Origin of the sequence: Paraburkholderia sabiae (assembly GCF_030412785.1) — a bacterium.
Taxonomy (GTDB): domain Bacteria; phylum Pseudomonadota; class Gammaproteobacteria; order Burkholderiales; family Burkholderiaceae; genus Paraburkholderia; species Paraburkholderia sabiae.
In genome coordinates this window covers 3,570,125-3,587,259 of the sequence record NZ_CP125295.1, presented here as the reverse complement: position 1 = coordinate 3,587,259, position 17,135 = coordinate 3,570,125, and the positions used below count along the sequence as shown (strand labels likewise).

Below are 17,135 nucleotides of genomic sequence, written 5' to 3'. Positions count from 1 at the left end.
ATCGGATGGAGCGGCGTGCGCTACATCGCACGCAGGGCGAAGCGCTTGAGCTTGCCGGTTTCGGTGCGAGGCAGCGCATCGATGAAGGCGACGACGCGCGGATACTTGTACGGCGCAACGGTATTCTTCACGAATTCCTGCAACTCCGCGACCAGTTTCTCATCGGCGCTAAAGCCCTTGTTGAGCACGACGAAGGCCTTCACGATCTGTCCGCGCGTCTCATCGGGCACGCCGATCACGCCGCATTCGGCAACGGCCGCGTGCTGCATCAGCACGCTTTCCACTTCGGGACCGGAGATGTTGTAGCCCGCCGAAACGATCATGTCGTCGGCGCGTGCCTGATAGAACACGTAGCCGTCTTCGTCGATGTAGACGGAGTCGCCGGGCAGATTCCAGCCGTCGCGCACGAACTTGCGCTGGCGATCGTCGGCGAGATAGCGGCAGCCGGTCGGGCCGCGCACCGCGAGCTTGCCGAGCGTGCCGGCGGGCACGGGGCGCATGTCGTCGTCGACGGCTTGCACGATGTAGCCGGGCACGGCCTTGCCGATCGCATGCGGCCTCACATCGTGTCCCGCCGACGAGATGAAGATATGGATCAGCTCAGTCCCGCCGATCCCGTCGATCATTTCGATGCCGCTCGCTTCGCGCCACAGCGCACGCGTCGAATCGGGCAACGCTTCGCCGGCGGAAACGGTCTTTTTCAGCGACGAAATATCGAAGCGCGGAATCAGCGGCGCCATCTGCCGATAGAACGTCGGCGCGGTGAACATCACCGTCGTGCGAAAACGCTCGACGTTTTGCAGCAGCGTTTCGGGCGTCTGCTTTTCGATCAGCACCGTCGATGCACCCGCGCGCAGCGGAAAACACAGCAATCCGCCAAGTCCGAACGTGAACGCGAGCGGCGGCGTGCCGCAGAAGATATCGTCGGGTGTGGCCTTCAGAATGTGACGCGGGAACAGATCGCACATCGCGATCACGTCGCGATGAAAATGCATGCAGCCCTTCGGCGCGCCCGTCGTGCCGCTCGTGAAGGCGATCAGGCAGACGTCATCGGCGGCCGTGTCGCAGGCCTTGAATTCAGCGGGTTTCGATGCGGCCAGAGTTTCGAGCGAACCGGCTGCGTCGTCGTCGTGAAAGATCGTTGTCTGTTTGAGGCTTGGGCAGAAGAACTCGTCGCCCGCTGTCGAACATCGCGAGAGTTCTTCCATCAAGCGCGTATCGCATAACGCAGCGCTGATTTGCGCCTTGTCGATGATCTGCTTGAGTTCCTTCGCGCGCAGCAACGGCATGGTCGGCACAACGACAAGACCCGCTTTCAACGCGGCGAGAAACGCGACGGCCATCTGCAACGTATTCGGCCCGCGCAGCAACACGCGATTGCCTGGCTGCAAACCCATTTCATCGATCAGCACATGCGCGCTGCGATTGACCATCGCGAGCAGTTCGCCGTAAGTGGTCGAATGCGGCTTGCCGTCGACGTCGGACCAGATTGCGGGCCGGTCGCCATAGCCGTTCTCGACGGCACGATCGAGCAGTTCAGTCGCGCAGTTGAAGCGCGCCGGATACGTGACGTCGGGATTGTCGAGCAGAAACACGGGCCATTGATCCTGCGGCGGCAAGTGATCGCGCGCGAAGGTATCGACGTGAGCTGACGGTTCCATCATGAAACTCCCCTGCTGAACGTGCTTGATGTGCGTGAGGTTCGTGTGCGCGGTTCGGGCGCGACTACTCGGTGATTACTGCGGTCGCTTCGATCTCGACCTTTGCGTCGTCTTCGATCAGCGCGACGACCTGCACTGCGCTCATCGCAATGTCGTAATCGCCGATCAGTTCGCGGAATGCCCGGCCGATCTCCTTCAGCGCGGCGACGTATTCGCGCTTGTCGGTGACGTACCACGTCATGCGCACGAGATGCTCGGGCTTGCCGCCCGCTTCGCGCAGCACGGCAAGCACGTTGCGCAGCGCCTGCGTGGCCTGTTCGGCGAACAGATCGCTCGTCATGCGCGCTTCTTCGTTCCAGCCGATCTGTCCGGCGATATAAACCTGCGTGCCCGTTACCGCGACACCATTCGCGTAGCCGCGCGGCGTGACCCAGCCCGCGGGCAGAAGCGGTTTTTTCTTCATGAGCGTTGCTCCTCGGATTGAACGGCGTGCGGCGCAAACGCGGCGAGCGCGCTGGCGATGTCGTCGGGAATGTCGATCGACTGGCCGCTTTCCAGCGACGTCGTGACGAGCACCTGTGTCGCGCGAAAACGCACTTCGTCTGCACAACGGGCGACGATATCGATGCCGATCGAACGGCGTCCGATACGCGTAACACCGAGCGCAAGCGTGACCGTTTCGCCCATACGGCTTGGCTTCGAGAACTCGCATTCGAGCTTCACGATAGGCAAACCGACGCGGCGCGTCTGGATCATGTGCGCGTAGTCAACTGAAAGGCGCTCGTTGAACCACTCTTCGACGAGCATGTTCGTCATCACCAGATACTGCGGAAAGTAGACGATGCCTGCCGGATCGCAATGCGCGAAGCGGATGCGCACGGGCATGTCGAAAGTGGCGCTCATGACGCGCGCTCCGTGGCGTGCGCTTTCAGCAGATCGCGCCCGACAATCAACTGCTGCACTTCCGTCGCACCTTCATAGATGCGCAGCGCGCGAATCTCGCGATACAGCCGCTCGACGGTCGTGCCGCTTTGCACGCCCATGCCGCCCCACAACTGCACGGCGCTATCGATCACCTGTTGCGCACCTTCGCTCGCGTGCCACTTCGCCATCGCGGCTTCGCGCGTGACGCTTTCGCCCTGATCGCGCAGCCATGCGGCGCGATAGACAAGCAACGCGCTGCTGTCGATGGTTAGCGCCATCTGCGCGAGCTTCGTCTGCGTCAACTGAAAATCGCCGAGCGTCTGACCAAACATCTTGCGCGACGCCGCACGTTCAAGCCCTTCCTGCATCGCGCGCCGCGCAAAGCCAAGCGATGCCGCCGCAACCGACGTGCGGAAAATGTCGAGTGTGCGCATCGCGATCTTGAAGCCTTCGCCGGGCGCGCCGAGCATCTGGCTGCGCGGCACGCGTGCGTTTTCGAAGTGCAAGCGCGCGAGCGGATGCGGCGCGATCACATCGATACGTTCGGCGATCTGCAACCCTGGCGTATCGGCATCGACAATAAACGCGCTAATGCCGCGCGAGCCCGGCGCTTCGCCTGTTCTTGCAAACACGACGTAGAAGTCCGCGATGCCGCCGTTCGAGATCCACGTCTTGTCGCCGTCTAACACGTAGAAATCGCCTTCAGCACGCGCCTGCAATGCCATCGCTGCAACGTCGGAACCTGCGTCGGGCTCCGACAATGCGAACGCGGCAATCGCCTCGCCCTTCGCGACGCGCGGAAGATAGCGCGTCTTCTGTTCATGCGTGCCTGCGAGCGTGATCGCGCCGGAACCGAGCCCTTGCATCGCAAGCGCGAAGTCGGCGAGTCCGTCGTGTTTCGCTAGCGTTTCTCGCAGCAGACACACGGCGCGCGTATCGATCGTGTCGCCGTGTCCGCCGTATTGTGTGCCACCGACGCCGTATTTCAGCCAGCCCGCTTCGCCCAATGCGCGCACGAGTTGTCGGCATGTCGCGTCGGTGTCGTCATGCTTTACATGCGCGAGATGTTGCGCGGCCCATGCTTCGATGCCACCCGCCAGTTCGCGATGACGCGCTTCGAAGAACGGCCAGGCCAAAGCGCTGTGTAGATCTTCATGCTTCAAGATCAGTCTCCTTCGAACACAGGACGCGACTTCGCCGCGAACGCGCGATACGCGCGCTCGAAATCGCGCGTCGTCATGCAGATGGCCTGCGCCTGCGCTTCCGATTCGATCGCTTCGTCGATGCTCATGCTCCATTCCTGATGCAGCATCTTCTTCGTCACGCCATGCGCGAATGTCGGGCCGGCGGAGAGATCGGCGGCAAGCTTCGATGCTTCGTCGAGCAGCGCTTCCGGCGCACAGAGGCGGTTGTAGAAGCCCCATGCGTAGCCTTCGTCGCCGCTTGCCGAGCGCCCCGTGTAGAGCAGTTCGGCGGCGCGTCCCTGGCCGATGATGCGCGGCAGGATCGAACACGCGCCCATGTCGCAGCCCGCGAGACCGACGCGCGTGAACAGGAACGCGAGCTTGCTGCGTGCGGTGGCGAGGCGCATGTCGGAGGCCATCGCGAGGATCGCGCCTGCACCGGCGCATACGCCGTCGATAGCCGCGATGATCGGCTGCGGACAATGCCGCATCGCCTTGACGAGATCGCCCGTCATGCGCGTGAAGAGCAGCAGTTCAGGCATCGGCAGATCGATAAGCGGCGCAATGATGTCGTGCACGTCGCCGCCCGAGCAGAAGTTCTCGCCCGCGCCATGCATCACGACGACCTTCACGTCGGTCGCATAAGCAAGCTGACGGAACAGATCGCGCAACTCCGCGTACGACTCGAACGTCAGCGGGTTCTTGCGCTCGGGACGGTTCAGCATGATCGTCGCGACGCCTGCATCGACGGACCAGCCGAAGTGCTTCGCTTCATATGTTGCGAGCGTCGTGCGATTGCCGGCCAACAGGGCTTCAGCTGCGGATATGGTCATAGTTCTTTCCTCGTGTGCAGATTGCGCGCGTCAGCTTTTGATCGTGTTCAGCAGGTGCTGCTTGAGCTTGCCGAGCTTCTGATGCGTGCGCGATTTCTCGTCGAGATCGAGGCCGCCGAACATTTCGACGACCCATTGCTCGTGCGCGACGGCCATCCGGTCGAACAGCGCGCGGCCTTCCGGCGTGAGACGCACGCTGGTCGAACGACGATCGTTCGGATCTGTGTCTCGCGCGACGAGCCCTTCCTTTTCCAGTTGATCGGTAATGCCCGTGATGTTGCCGCCCGTCACCATCAGACGGCGCGACAGCTCCGTCATCTTCAGTCCTTCGGGATGACGCTCCAGCTGCGCCATCAGATCGAAGCGCGGCAGCGTCGTGTCGAACTCGTTACGCAGACGCTTGCGCAATTCCGCTTGCACGAGGTTCGTCGTGGTCAGCATGCGCAGCCAGAGGCGCAAGCCCATATGACTGTCCGCGCCCGTGCTCATCTCCATGTCCACGACGTTCTCCGCGGGTTTCTCGATGCCTTTGCGCGCCGGTTTCGTTTCGACGGCGTCGTTGGTTTTCTTCTTTGCGGTGTTGCTCATGTGACTTCTCCGCCTGATACGGAAATCGATTGACCTGTGATGGATTCGGAGCCGGGCATGCATAACCACAGCACCGCGTTCGCGACTTCTTCGGGCGAGACGAAACGGCGCTGCGGGTTGTTGCGCACGAGGATGTCGCGTGCTTCCTGCTCGCTGCGTGAAGTTTTCGCAGTGATCTGGTCGAGCGATGCGCGCAGCAATTCCGTTTCCGTATAGCCGGGGCAAACGGCGTTGACCGTGATGCCCTTCGTCGCGACTTCGAGCGCGAGCGAACGCGTGAGTCCGATTACCCCATGTTTTGCCGCGCAATATGCGGCGACATACGCGTAGCCAATTTGTCCCGCTGTGCTCGCGACGTTGATGACGCGTCCATAGCTGCGTTCGAGCATCGACGGCAACACGGCGCGTGTGCAGAGAAACACGCCAGTGAGATTGACGTCGAGCATGCGTTGCCAGAGCGCGCTGTCTGTTTGAGCGAACGGTGCGGCCTGTGCTTGTCCCGCGTTGTTGACGAGCACATCGACGGCACCTGCAATCGATGACGCTTCAGAAAATGCCTTGTTTACAGCACTTTCGTCACTCACATCGACGCTGATGCATGCTGCAATCTCGCCATATGCGCTCAACGTTTCGCGTTGTGCATCGAGGCGTTTCGCGTCGCGGCCCATCAGCGTGACGCGTGCGCCTGCGCGAATCAATGCTTGCGCCGTCGCCGCGCCGATGCCGCTGCCGCCGCCCGTCACGACGGCGTGTTTTCCTGCGAGCGTGGTGTCCATCAAACGGTTCCTTCCGCGCGTGCCGCGCGTTCTTGCGGCGACAGACGCGCGTTTTCTGCGGCCTGCGCGCGCTCGCGTTCGTAATTGCGTTCGAGTTGCGATTTGGCCGCCGTGTACTGCTTCGGCCAGTTCACGTCGAAATAGCCGATCTTCGCGGCCTCGTTCAGCGTCCACGACGGATTCGCCAGATGCGGACGCGCGACCGCACACAGATCCGCACGTCCCGCCGCGATGATGCTGTTCACGTGATCCGCTTCGGAAATCGCACCGACTGCGATCGTCGCGATGCCCGCTTCGTTGCGGATGCGATCCGCGAACGGCGTCTGGAACATGCGACCGTAGACGGGCTTTTCTTCCTTGCTGACCTGTCCCGACGACACGTCGATCATGTCGGCACCCGCCGCCTTGAAAGCGCGCGCGATGGCGACGGCATCGTCGGGCGTGGTACCGCCGTCGACCCAGTCGTGCGCGGAAATACGTACCGACATCGGCTTGTCTTGCGGCCACACCTTGCGCATCGCCGCGAACACTTCGAGCGGATAACGCAGGCGGTTTTCGAGCGAGCCGCCGTATTCGTCGGTGCGATGATTGGTGAGCGGCGACAGAAAGCTCGACAGAAAGTAGCCATGTGCGCAGTGCAATTCGAGCCAGTCGAAGCCTGCTTCAGTTGCCATTTCCGTGGCTCGCACGAATTGCGCTTCGATGTTGCGCAGTTCTTCATGCGTCGCTTCGCGCGACCATTGACTCACGCCGCGCAGATATTGCTGCGGCGACGCCGACACCAAAGGCCAGTTGCCGTCGGGCAGCGGCTGATCGATGCCTTCCCAACTCACGCGCGTCGAAGCCTTCGCGCCCGCGTGACCCAGCTGCATGCCGATCTTCGCGTCGCTTTGCGTGTGCACGAACTGCACGATGCGTCGCCACGCGGCGAGATGCTCGGGCGCATACATGCCGGGGCATCCCGGCGTGATGCGCGCTTCAGGCGACACGCACGTCATCTCCGTCATCACGAGCGCCGCGCCGCCCATTGCGCGCGCGCCGAGGTGCATCAGGTGATAGTCGCCCGCAATGCCGTCAACGGCGGAGTACTGCGCCATCGGCGATACGACGACGCGATTCTTCAACGTCACGCCGCGCAAAGTGAAAGGCGTGAACATCGGCGGAATGGAGTGTTTTTTCGCTTCACGTTCGATGCCCGCACGCGCGGACAGCCAGTCTTCGAATGAAGAGAGATACGTGGCATCGCGTTCGCGCAGATTTTCATGCGAGATGCGCTGCGAGCGCGTCAGCAACGAATACGCGAACTGCTCCGGCTCGAACGATGCATAACGGTCGACATGCTCGAACCATTCCGTCGAATTGCGCGCGGCATTCTGGATGCGCAACACGTCGATGCTGCGCACGTCGGTGTAGTGCGCGAGCGCGGCGGCGAGATTGTGCGGATGCGCGTCCATGCTGTTCGCGAGTTCGATGGCGTCTTCGAGCGCGAGCTTGGTGCCGGAGCCGATCGAGAAATGCGCGGTGTGCGCGGCGTCGCCCATTAGAACGACAGGCACGCGCTTGCCGTCGGCGCGCGTTTTCCAGTGCACCCATTCGCGATTGACGACGCGCGGAAAGCGGATCCATTGCGACGAGCCGCGCAGATGGCTCGCGTTCGACATCAGCGAATTGCCGTCGAGGTACTTCGCAAAGAGCCGTTCGCAAAACGCGATGCTGTCTTCCTTGCTCATCTCGTCGAGTCCGGCCGCGCGCCATACGCGTTCCGGCGTTTCGACGATGAACGTCGACGTCTGATCGTCGAAGCGATACGCATGGGCCTGGAACCAGCCCCATTCGGTCTGTTCGAACGCGAATGTGAAGGCGTCGAAGAGCTTCTTCGTGCCGAGCCATACGAAGCGGCAGTCGCGCATGTCGACATCGGGCTGATAGGTCGAAGCGTACTTCTGGCGGATCGCGCTGTTCAGGCCGTCGCTGGCGATGATGAGGTCAGCGTCGTAGTCGTCGTCGTTCGTGACCTGGGTTTCGAACACCAGCTTCACGCCGAGTTCTTCGCAGCGTTCCTGCAGGATGTTCAGCAGGCGCTTGCGGCCGATGCCGCAAAAGCCATGTCCCGACGAACGCACCTGCGCCCCGCGAAAGTTGATTTCGATGTCGTCCCAATGATTGAACGCTTCGAGGATTCTGTCGGCGCTATCGGGGTCGGCGGCACGCAGATTGCCTAATGTCTGGTCGGAGAACACGACGCCCCAGCCGAAGGTGTCGTAAGGCCGGTTGCGCTCGACGACGATCACCTCGTGCGCCGGATGACGACGCTTCATCAACAACCCGAAATACAGGCCGGCCGGGCCGCCGCCGATACAGACGATGCGCATGCTGCTTCCCCAACGTGTGTGCTCGGCTTTACTTTAGGTTTTGATAGTTTAGGTGTCAAGTAAATTTCGCTGGGCGGATTTTTCTGGAAGAAAACGCCCCGGAGCCGCCATCGAGCATCGCAAATGCTTACTGGATGTGCATTGGCACGCTTCTTCCATCGCGAAGACCGCCGAACGTAGTAACGTATCGGAAAATTTGTCTTTCGCCCGGCCAGTTGATTCTTGAGGCGCTTATGTCCACAGACGCAGACACCACCATGATCGATGAACAGGTCGCAGCCATTGCCGACCGCATGACGGAAGAAGGCCGTCTGGTTTCCCCTGTCACCATCTGGGCAGAGGTCCGCAGCGGCTCGATCGTCTCCGTTGCCGCCGCCCTGCAACGCTGGCGCGACGCGCGCGAGCCGCAGATCCCGCCGGTCGAGGCCCAGAAAGCCATGCCGGGCGAGTTTGCGGAAACCCTGATGGAGGTCGCGCGCCGCATCTGGACGGCATCCCAGGACGACGCCGAGCGCCTGCTCAGCGTGGGGCTGGGCGCGGCAACCCAGCAGGTCGACGTGTTCCGCAAGGAGCGCGACGAAGCGCTCGCCGCCTATCAGAAGACGGACGAGGAAGTCGAAACGGGGCGCGAACGGCTGGACGGCCTGCGCAACGATCTGCGCGCGGTGCAGGATTCCGCCAGTCAGGTGAAGGCCGAGCTCTCGGCGGCGAACGCGCGCGCTGAGGCGGCCGAGGCGAGCATCGAGGATCTGACCCAGCGTGCATCGTCGGGCGAAGCGAGACTGGCGGCGATCCAGACATCGCTCGAAGACCAGCACCGGGCAAACGAGTGGCTCGCCGCAACCGTTTCGAGCAAGAACGAAGAGATTTCGCGGATCAGCCGGGAGCGCGACGACGCGCGTCGGCAGGTCGCGACGCTCGACGAAGCTTGCCAGGCGAAATCGGAAGAAGCGGAACGCCTGTCGCAGGAAGCCAGCGCGGCCGTGGCGCGCGCCGACGCCGCAACGGCTCAGGCGAACGAGAGCGCCGCGCGCCTCGCCACCGTCGAGACCGACCTGAGCGACACCCGCAACGCCCTCGCGACCGAGCGTGACGCAGCCCTGGAGCATGCCGCCGAAGTCGCTGAGCAGCGTATGGAGCTGGAGCGCATCGGGCGTGATCTCGATGAATCGCGCGCGCAGGTGAGCACGCTGACGGAGGCGCAGACGCTGGCGACCGCCCAGCTTGAGCAGGCGACGCAGGCGGCATCGGCTGCGAACGAACGTGCGGATGCGGAAACGCAGCGCGCTGCGCAACTCGAACAAAGCCTGACGATCGAGCGCGAGGCGACGGCTGCGCAACGCGACGAACTGCAGCGCGTGACGCAGGAACTCGACGGCGCGCGAACGCAGCTCAATATGCTTACCGACGCGCAGACGGCGGCGAAGCATCGCGCCGAGGCCGCTGAGCAGCGCGCGACGCAACTGGAGCAGAGCTTGACCGTCGAGCGCGAAGCGACGGCGGCGCAAAGCGAAGAGCTTCAGCGTGTTACGCGCGAACTGGACGAAGCGCGTTCGAAGATCAGCGGATTGACGGACGCGCAGACGGCCGCAGCGGCCGAACTGGCACGCGTGACGCAAGACGCATCGGCGGCGAAGGAAAGGGCCGATGCGGCCGAGCAGCGTGCGACGCAGCTGGAACAAAGCCTTGCTGCGGAGCGCGAAGCGGCGGCGGCGCAAAGCGACGAACGGCAACGCATCGCGCGTGAACTGGACGAAGCTCGCGCGAAGAACGAATCGTTGACGGCGGCGCATGCGGCGGCAAGTGCCGACGTGACGCGCCTGACCGAGGAAGCATCGGCGGCAAGGGAACAAGTATCGGCGCTGGAACAAAGCCTCGCTGCCGCACGGGAAGTCACGGCGTTGCGTACCAGCGACTTGCAGCGCGCCACGCAGGAACTCGAAGCCGCGCGGACGCAGATCAACGCGCTGACCGAGTCGCAAACGGCCGCGAGCGCCGAACTCGCGCGCGTCAAGCATGACGTGACGGCGGCGACGGAACGGGCGCAAACGGCGGAACAGCGTGCCGCCCAACTGGAGCAGAGTCTCGCTGCCGAGCGCGAAGCTGCCGAGGCGCGCAGCCGTGAAGCGGCGGCTCAGGCCAGCGCCCAGTCGAGTGAATTGCAGCGCGTCACGCGCGAACTCGAAGACGCCGGCAAGCAGATCAGCACGCTGACCGTTGCGCAAACGGCGATGAACGCGGAACTCGCGAGCGTGACGCAAGACGCATCGGCGGCGAAGAGTCGCGCGGAAACCGCCGAGCAGCAGATCGCTCAGCTGGAGCAAAACCTCGCGGCCGAACGCGAAGCTGTGACAGCGCGTAGTGCCGAAGCGTCGGCGCAATCGAACGAACTGCAACGCGTCACGGGCGAACTCGACGAAGCGCGCAATCAGATCAGTACGCTGACGCAGACGCTCGCAACAGAGCGCGATGCGGCCATGGCGCGTAACGACGAGGCATCGGCGCAACTCGAAGAAGTGCGCAAGCAAAACAGCGCGCTATCCGACTCACAAAACGCAGCCAATACCGAACTCGCGCGGCTGACGCAAGATGCGTCGGCGCAGAGCACCGAATTGCAGCGCGTCACGCGCGAACTGGACGAAGCGCGTTCGAAGATCGACGCGTTGACGAGCGCCCAGACATCCGCGGACGCCGAATTGCAGCGGCTTGAACAGGAAGCATCGGCGGCAAAGCAGAGGGCGGACGCAGCCGAACAGCAGACCGCGCAATTGAACCAGAGCCTGACGTCGGAACGCGACGCGGCATCGGCGCGCGGCACGGAAGCAAGCGCCCAGCGCGACGAACTGCAACGCGTCAAACAGGAACTCGACGAAGCGCGCAAGCAGATCGACACGCTGACGCAAGCGCAGACGTCGGCGAGTGCCGAGTTGAAGCGACTCGAAGGCGATGCAACTGCCGCGAAGGAACGAGCGGACGCCGCCGAACGGCAGGTAACTCAATCTCAGCAGAGCCTCACCTCCGAACGCGAAGCGGCTGCCACGCGCAACGACAAGGCGTCGACGCAACTCGACGAATTGCAGCGCGTCGCGCGCGAACTCGACGAAGCACGCGCGCAGATCAGCGCGATGAGCGAGTCGCAAACGGCGGCCAGCGCGGAACTGGCTCGCGCGACGCAAGACGCGTTCGCCGCGAAGGAACGCGCCGATGCCGCGGAACAGCGGGCCGCCGAACTCTCGCAAACTCTCGCTGAGCGGCCGCGCGAACAGACCGCCGCGAAAAGTACGCAAGCGGGCACGCAAGCGGGCGAACAGTCAGGTGGTATCGACGTCGTGGAAGAGATCGCGTCCTTGCAACGCCAGCTTGCCGCGCAGTCGAAGGCGCACACGAAGGCCTACAACGATCTCCGCGCGAACGCCGATCAGTGGGTGACGTACGCGAAGGACATCAAGCAGCGGCTCGAGCAGGCGAACGAAAAGATCCTCTTCATCGATGCGCGCAGCACGGGCGAAGTCGCGCTGTTGCGCAGGCTGTCGTTCGAACTCGAGCGGCTCAAGCCTGATCACGAACTGGTGTTCCGCGAGGCGCAGAAGAAGCTGATCGGCGCGACGATGGCGCAGCAACTCGCACAGAAGGGCTATTCGTACGATCCGGCGACGGCTGTGATGTCGAAGTCGGAGGGCTGACGCCCGCAGCGCGTTTCAGCCCGTAATCAACCGTTCGAGGACGTCGATCTCGCCCATCTGTCCGCCCTTGAACATGATCTCCGTGCCGTCGAGCCAACGCTCGTCGGCGTGCAGGCGGCAGACGGTGGCGCCCGTCGTCAGCGGCGCGCGATAGGACAGTCCCCACGCGTCGAGCGCCTGCACCGCGTGGCTCGACGTGTCGCCGCCCGCAATGCCGATGCGCCGCGGCCTCGCCGCGCGCACCACGTCGCTCAACAGTGTCGCGCACGCTTCCGCCGTTCGTGCGCGGCTCGCTTCCTGTTGCTGCTCGCCATTCGCCGACGTTGCCGGGCGTCGCGTGAATGCCAGCACGTTGCGCCCCTCGCGCAACATGTCGACGATGGGCGCCGCATTGAAACGCGGCGTACCGTCGTTCGATGCGAGCGGATCGAGTTCGATCTTCCAGTACGAATGCGTGGCTTCGATCTGCGCGGCCGTCGTCGGCGAGAGGCTGCCCGCGAGCACGAACACGGGCCCTTGCGCGCGGCCTAATGGCGGGGTTTCGTGAGGCTCGCGCTGCGCGAGCGCAGCATCGGCGGCACACCAGGCCTGCGCGACGCTGCTCGCGCCTACAGCCAGCAACGGCGCGCGGCGCGAACGTGTTTCGATGAGCTTGCCGAGCGTGCGCAGGTCGTCGTCGCGCAACACGTCGAAGAGAATCGCGGATGAGCGCAGCGCGATTTTCGCGTCGACCATCGCGTCGAGTTTCTCGAACGGCAACGCATACGCTCGCCAATCGATCGATGCAGTATCGCGCAAACCCTGCTGTTCCAGATGCAGCCGCAGATCGGCTTCGTTCATCGGCGTGACGGGATGACGGCTCATCGTCGGATGACGGTCGATCCGATGAATCGCGCGCGTGTCGCTGCCCGCCGCCGCGAACAGCTGACCGAACACGCAGTAACGCAGCAACTCAGGCTGCCCGCCGACGATAGGCACGAACGGATTCGTGAACACGCGGCGCAGCGTGGCGATGGCCGTCGCGATGTTGCCGACCTCGGGCGCGCTGTCGAATGTCGAACACACCTTGTAGTGCATCACGCGCACACCGAGCGACGCGAGGCAGGTGCCCGCGCGCGCGAGTTCGTCTGCCATCGCGGACGGCGGCATCGCGCGCGCCGCGCCCGCAATGCCGATTGCGTCGAGCGGTCCGACGCTATCGAGCCGCGCGCGGCCTGGCGGCGCGAGAAACAGCAGCGTCCTGAGGCCCGCGCGGGAAAGATGCGCGAGCGTATCGGTTGCGCCCGTGAAATCGTCGCCATAGAAGCCGTACGGCACGGTGCCGGTTGCGCTCATGTGCGTTCACCGAAGAACGCGAGCGCGGCGCGCAATTCGGGCGCGTGCTTTGCATGTTCGTGCAGCGGCGTGCGCGATTGCGCGGCGTCCCACGCCTGCCGCACGCTGCGCACGCCTGCGGCCGGTCCGTCGGGATGCGCGAGCACGCCGCCGCCCGACATAAAGAGCAGATCTGTGGAGCCGATCGCGTCGAACGTGGCGGGGACCGTGCCTGCCCATTGCCCCGACGAGAATGCGGGCAGCACGCGGTCGTCGAGACCTTCGGCGAGCGGCGTCGAGCAATCGCGCGCGGACTCGCTCACTTCGGCATCGCTTTGTGCAAACTTGCCCGCGAGCCCATGCACGTGCATATGATCGACGCCCGCGAGCCGCCACAGTGTCTGATATGCCTGAAAGCCGATGCCGAGCGCAGCGTCGCGCGACATCATGCCGTAGCCATTGCGATGCGCGTGCAGCACGAGCGGTGTCGAACGGCGCAACGCCTGGATCGCCGAGAAGCCGCACCAGTTGATGCTCGCCATCACGCAATCGCCTTCTTCGCGTTCGACGAGTTCCGCGTGACGGCGCATCGCGTCCACGTCATCGGTGATGTTGAACGCGACCATCACGCGCTTGCCGGTGCGCTCGCGAAACGCGCGCACTTCGCGCATCACGGCGCGCACGCGCTGGTCCAAAGGCGCGTGCAGCGGATTCGCGCAGACCTCGTCGTCCTTGATGAAATCGATGCCCGCTTCACACAGCGTCTTGACGAGCTGCGCGGTTTCTTCGGCGGAAAGCCCGACGTTCGGCTTGATGATCGTGCCGACCATCGGCCCGTTTTGCACGCCCGTCAGACGACGCGTGCCCGCTACGCCATGCACGGGCATGTCGAAGCGCTCGCGATATGCGCGCGGCACACGCATGGACAGGAGGCGCATGCCTGTCACTTCGCCGAGGTCGTACAGATTGCCCGCGACGGTCGCAGCGAGCGTCGGCAGATTCGCGCCGATGTTCGCGATGGGAAACGACAGCGTGACGCGCGCGCGTCTGAACGGCCCGTCGATGCGTTGGCGCATCAGCCACGCGCTAGGCAGCGACGCGTGCGGCGCGGGTTCGAGTTCCTCGATGCGCAGCACGTTCGCGCGGCTACGCGCTCGCAGTTCGTCGCTTTCGTTGGCGACGCGCACGAAGGTGCCGCTCGACTGTTCGCCTGCCATCGTGTCGGCGACCTTCGCGAGATCGAGCGGCGTCTCGATCAGGTAGTCGGCTTCGATGCTGTCGTCGCGTGCGTTCATAGCGTGTTCAGATCGGGAAACGGGCGCACGGCATCGCGTCCGTCCCAGTTCAGCGACGCCGCGCGGATCATGTCGAACAGCTTGCCTTTCGGCCCCGCGACTTCCGACAGTTCGATCACGGTGCCCGGGTGCTGCTCCGTGTCGAAGTACACAAAGCGCCCGTTCTTGCCGACGTTGCCGCTCATCGCGACCTTGAAGCCCTGTTGCTGCAGACGTTCGAGATCGGCATCGAAGGAAGTGGTCCAGTACGCGTTGTGCTGCAAACCCGTGTGGCCCGCGGCAAGAAAGTCGCGGTACATCGACGGTGCGTCGTTGCGTGTCTGGATCAGCTCGACTTGCAGGTCGCCCGAATTCGCGAGTGCAACCGAGTTGTGTACCTCGTAGTGTTCGCCGTGGTACCGATAATCCTCGATGGGAACGCGCTCGTTATAGAACCACGGACCGACGCCGAGCACGCGGCTCCAGTGATCCATCGCCGCTTCGATATCGCGCACGACGTAACCGGCCTGGCGAATCTCGCCAAAAAAACGACTCATGAAGACACTCCCAATACGAAGAAGGGATCGTGAAGAACTGCGTAAAGGCAAATAGAAACGACGTGGCGCCTAGAGGAAACCGGTCGATATCCACGGAACGAACGCGACGAGAATCAGCCCGAGCACGAGTGCGCTCATGTAGCCGATGATCGGCCGCATGCCCGCGTCGGGATTGATGCGGCTCACCGCGCATGCCGAGTAGTAGCCGACGCCGAACGGCGGCGAGAAGAGGCCCACGCCCATCGAAAGAATCACGACGATCGCGTAGTGCACTTCGTTGACGCCGGCGGCGCGCGCGATGGGGAACAGCAGCGGGCCGAACAGCACAATGGCGGGAATGCCTTCGAGCACGCTGCCGAGCACGATGAACACGACGATCGACAGCGCAAGAAAGGCCCACGAGCCGCCCGGCAACGACGTCATCAACGCGGCGAGGTCCTGCGAAAAGCCCGATTGCGTGAGCGCCCACGCCATCGCCGTCGCGCAGCCGATGATGAAAATGATCGCGCCCGACAGCGTCGCGGCATCGACGAGCATGCGCGGCAAACGGGACCACTCGAAGCGCCGGTAGACGAACAGGCCGATCAGCACCGAATATGCAATGCCGATCGTCGAGACTTCGGTGGCCGTCGCGACGCCTTCGACGACTGCGCCGCGAATCACGAACGGCAGTGCGAGCGCAGGCAACGCGACAATGAACATGCGGCCGATCTCGCGTCGATTGAAACGCTGCGCATGGCTCAAGTCTTCTTTCCGATAGCGCAGCCACACGACGAAGCACAGCATCACCGCGAGCACCAGCGCGGGCAACATGCCCGCCGTGAAGAGCGCGGAAATCGACAGGCCCGTGACGGAACCGATGGTGATGAGCACGATGCTCGGCGGCACGGTTTCGGTTTGCGCGCCCGCTGTGGAGAGCAACGCAACGAGATCACCTTCGTCGGCGCCGCGCCGTTTCATTTCGGGGAACAGCACAGGCGCGATCGCGGCCATGTCTGCGACCTTCGAGCCCGAGATGCCCGACACCAGATACATCGTGCCGATCAGCACGTACGAGAGACCACCGCGCACGTGACCGACGAGACTCGCGAGAAACTGGATCATCGCGCGCGCCATGCCCGTCATCTCGATCATCAGGCCGAGGAACACGAATAGCGGCACGGCAAGCAGCACGAGATGCGACATGCCTTCGTCCATGCGTCCGACGATCACTTCGAGCGGCGTATCGGTGGTGAGGCTCAGATAACCGAACGTCGCGAGCGCAAACGAAAAGCAGATCGGCACGCCGGAAAAAATGCCGATCGCGACGACGCCGACGAAGAAGATCAGCAGGTTCGCCTTGCCGAGATCGGGCAGCGCGGGCGCGGCCCACGCAACGACGCCCGCGACGATGACGACGAACGCGAGCGCCGCGAGCATGTCACGCAAGCGGCTGACCTGCGCGAGCCGGATCAGCCCGACGAGCAGCATCAACGCCGCGCCGACGGGCAGCGCGGACGCGCGCCATGCGTCGCTGATCTGCAAGGCGGGCGTGAGAATCACGGCTTCCGCTGCGGCGAAATCGTAGGCGGGCCACAGTACGAGCGTGAGCAGCGCGATCGATAAAACGATGGCAAGCGTATCGACGAGCGCGCGCCGCTGCGGCGACAAACGGCTGACGAAGGCCGTCATCCGCATGTGTTCGCCGCGCCGCAATGCGAGCACCGCGCCGAGCATCGACAGCCAGAGGAACAGAATGCCCGCCAGTTCGTCCGACCACACGAGCGGCTGATGCAGCGCATAGCGGCACACGACGCCCGCCAGCAACACGACGATTTCGACGGCAAGCAGCAGCGCGCACGCGCCTTCGACGAGCGCGATCAACGCGCGATCGAAGCGCCGCAGCCAGCGCTTCGGGCCGCTCGCGGCGAACTGCGAAGCAGCCGCTGCGTCGGCAATAGCTGAGTGCGGCAGTGCCTGATCCGTCATG

The 17,135-nt window shown here is 63.8% G+C and carries 13 protein-coding genes; 1 reads left to right on the top strand and 12 read right to left on the bottom strand.

Features of this window, described 5'->3' with window-relative positions; translation table 11 throughout:
* Window positions 1-20 precede the first annotated feature (20 nt).
* The 8 genes from QEN71_RS16080 to QEN71_RS16045 form a co-directional block, all read right to left on the bottom strand.
* A complete protein-coding gene (locus QEN71_RS16080; RefSeq protein ID WP_201648675.1) occupies window positions 21-1,661 on the bottom strand; it encodes an AMP-binding protein in 1,641 nt (546 codons plus the stop codon).
* A 64-nt stretch (window positions 1,662-1,725) separates the two neighbouring features.
* Entirely contained in the window at window positions 1,726-2,124 is a 399-nt protein-coding gene (locus QEN71_RS16075) for a RidA family protein (RefSeq protein WP_201648520.1), read from the bottom strand.
* Window positions 2,121-2,564: an acyl-CoA thioesterase gene (locus QEN71_RS16070; protein WP_201648521.1), complete on the bottom strand. Its 444-nt coding sequence runs from the start codon at window positions 2,562-2,564 to the stop codon at window positions 2,121-2,123. The genes QEN71_RS16075 and QEN71_RS16070 overlap by 4 nt, the downstream gene beginning before the upstream one ends.
* Window positions 2,561-3,748: an acyl-CoA dehydrogenase family protein gene (locus QEN71_RS16065; protein ID WP_201648522.1), complete on the bottom strand. Its 1,188-nt coding sequence runs from the start codon at window positions 3,746-3,748 to the stop codon at window positions 2,561-2,563. Before QEN71_RS16065 ends, QEN71_RS16070 begins: the two co-directional genes overlap by 4 nt.
* 2 nt (window positions 3,749-3,750) lie before the next feature.
* The gene (locus QEN71_RS16060) at window positions 3,751-4,602 is read right to left on the bottom strand and encodes an enoyl-CoA hydratase family protein (RefSeq protein WP_201648523.1); all 852 of its coding nucleotides are present in this window, start codon (window positions 4,600-4,602) and stop codon (window positions 3,751-3,753) included.
* A 30-nt stretch (window positions 4,603-4,632) separates the two neighbouring features.
* Entirely contained in the window at window positions 4,633-5,190 is a 558-nt protein-coding gene (locus tag QEN71_RS16055; RefSeq protein ID WP_201648524.1) for a MarR family winged helix-turn-helix transcriptional regulator, read from the bottom strand.
* On the bottom strand, window positions 5,187-5,966 hold the full coding sequence (locus QEN71_RS16050) for an SDR family NAD(P)-dependent oxidoreductase (protein WP_201648525.1): 780 nt from the start codon (window positions 5,964-5,966) through the stop codon (window positions 5,187-5,189). Before QEN71_RS16050 ends, QEN71_RS16055 begins: the two co-directional genes overlap by 4 nt.
* Window positions 5,966-8,338: a bifunctional salicylyl-CoA 5-hydroxylase/oxidoreductase gene (locus QEN71_RS16045; protein ID WP_201648526.1), complete on the bottom strand. Its 2,373-nt coding sequence runs from the start codon at window positions 8,336-8,338 to the stop codon at window positions 5,966-5,968. Before QEN71_RS16045 ends, QEN71_RS16050 begins: the two co-directional genes overlap by 1 nt.
* Window positions 8,339-8,571: 233 nt before the next feature.
* Here QEN71_RS16045 and QEN71_RS16040 point away from each other — a divergent pair, with 233 nt between their 5' ends.
* Window positions 8,572-12,021 carry a DNA-binding protein gene (locus QEN71_RS16040; protein WP_201648527.1) on the top strand — a complete coding sequence of 1,150 codons (3,450 nt, stop codon included), beginning with the start codon at window positions 8,572-8,574 and terminating at the stop codon, window positions 12,019-12,021.
* A gap of 15 nt (window positions 12,022-12,036) precedes the next feature.
* Here the strand turns inward: QEN71_RS16040 and QEN71_RS16035 are convergent, their stop codons facing one another.
* The 4 genes from QEN71_RS16035 to QEN71_RS16020 all read right to left on the bottom strand — a co-directional run bounded on the left by QEN71_RS16035 (window position 12,037) and on the right by QEN71_RS16020 (window position 17,134).
* Window positions 12,037-13,356, bottom strand: coding sequence for a four-carbon acid sugar kinase family protein (locus QEN71_RS16035; RefSeq protein ID WP_201648528.1), 1,320 nt, complete (start codon window positions 13,354-13,356; stop codon window positions 12,037-12,039).
* Window positions 13,353-14,630 carry a ribulose-bisphosphate carboxylase large subunit family protein gene (locus QEN71_RS16030; protein WP_201648529.1) on the bottom strand — a complete coding sequence of 426 codons (1,278 nt, stop codon included), beginning with the start codon at window positions 14,628-14,630 and terminating at the stop codon, window positions 13,353-13,355. Before QEN71_RS16030 ends, QEN71_RS16035 begins: the two co-directional genes overlap by 4 nt.
* Window positions 14,627-15,166 carry a VOC family protein gene (locus tag QEN71_RS16025; protein WP_201648530.1) on the bottom strand — a complete coding sequence of 180 codons (540 nt, stop codon included), beginning with the start codon at window positions 15,164-15,166 and terminating at the stop codon, window positions 14,627-14,629. Before QEN71_RS16025 ends, QEN71_RS16030 begins: the two co-directional genes overlap by 4 nt.
* 69 nt (window positions 15,167-15,235) lie before the next feature.
* Window positions 15,236-17,134: a TRAP transporter large permease gene (locus tag QEN71_RS16020; RefSeq protein WP_201648531.1), complete on the bottom strand. Its 1,899-nt coding sequence runs from the start codon at window positions 17,132-17,134 to the stop codon at window positions 15,236-15,238.
* Between the last annotated feature and the right edge of the window lies 1 nt (window position 17,135).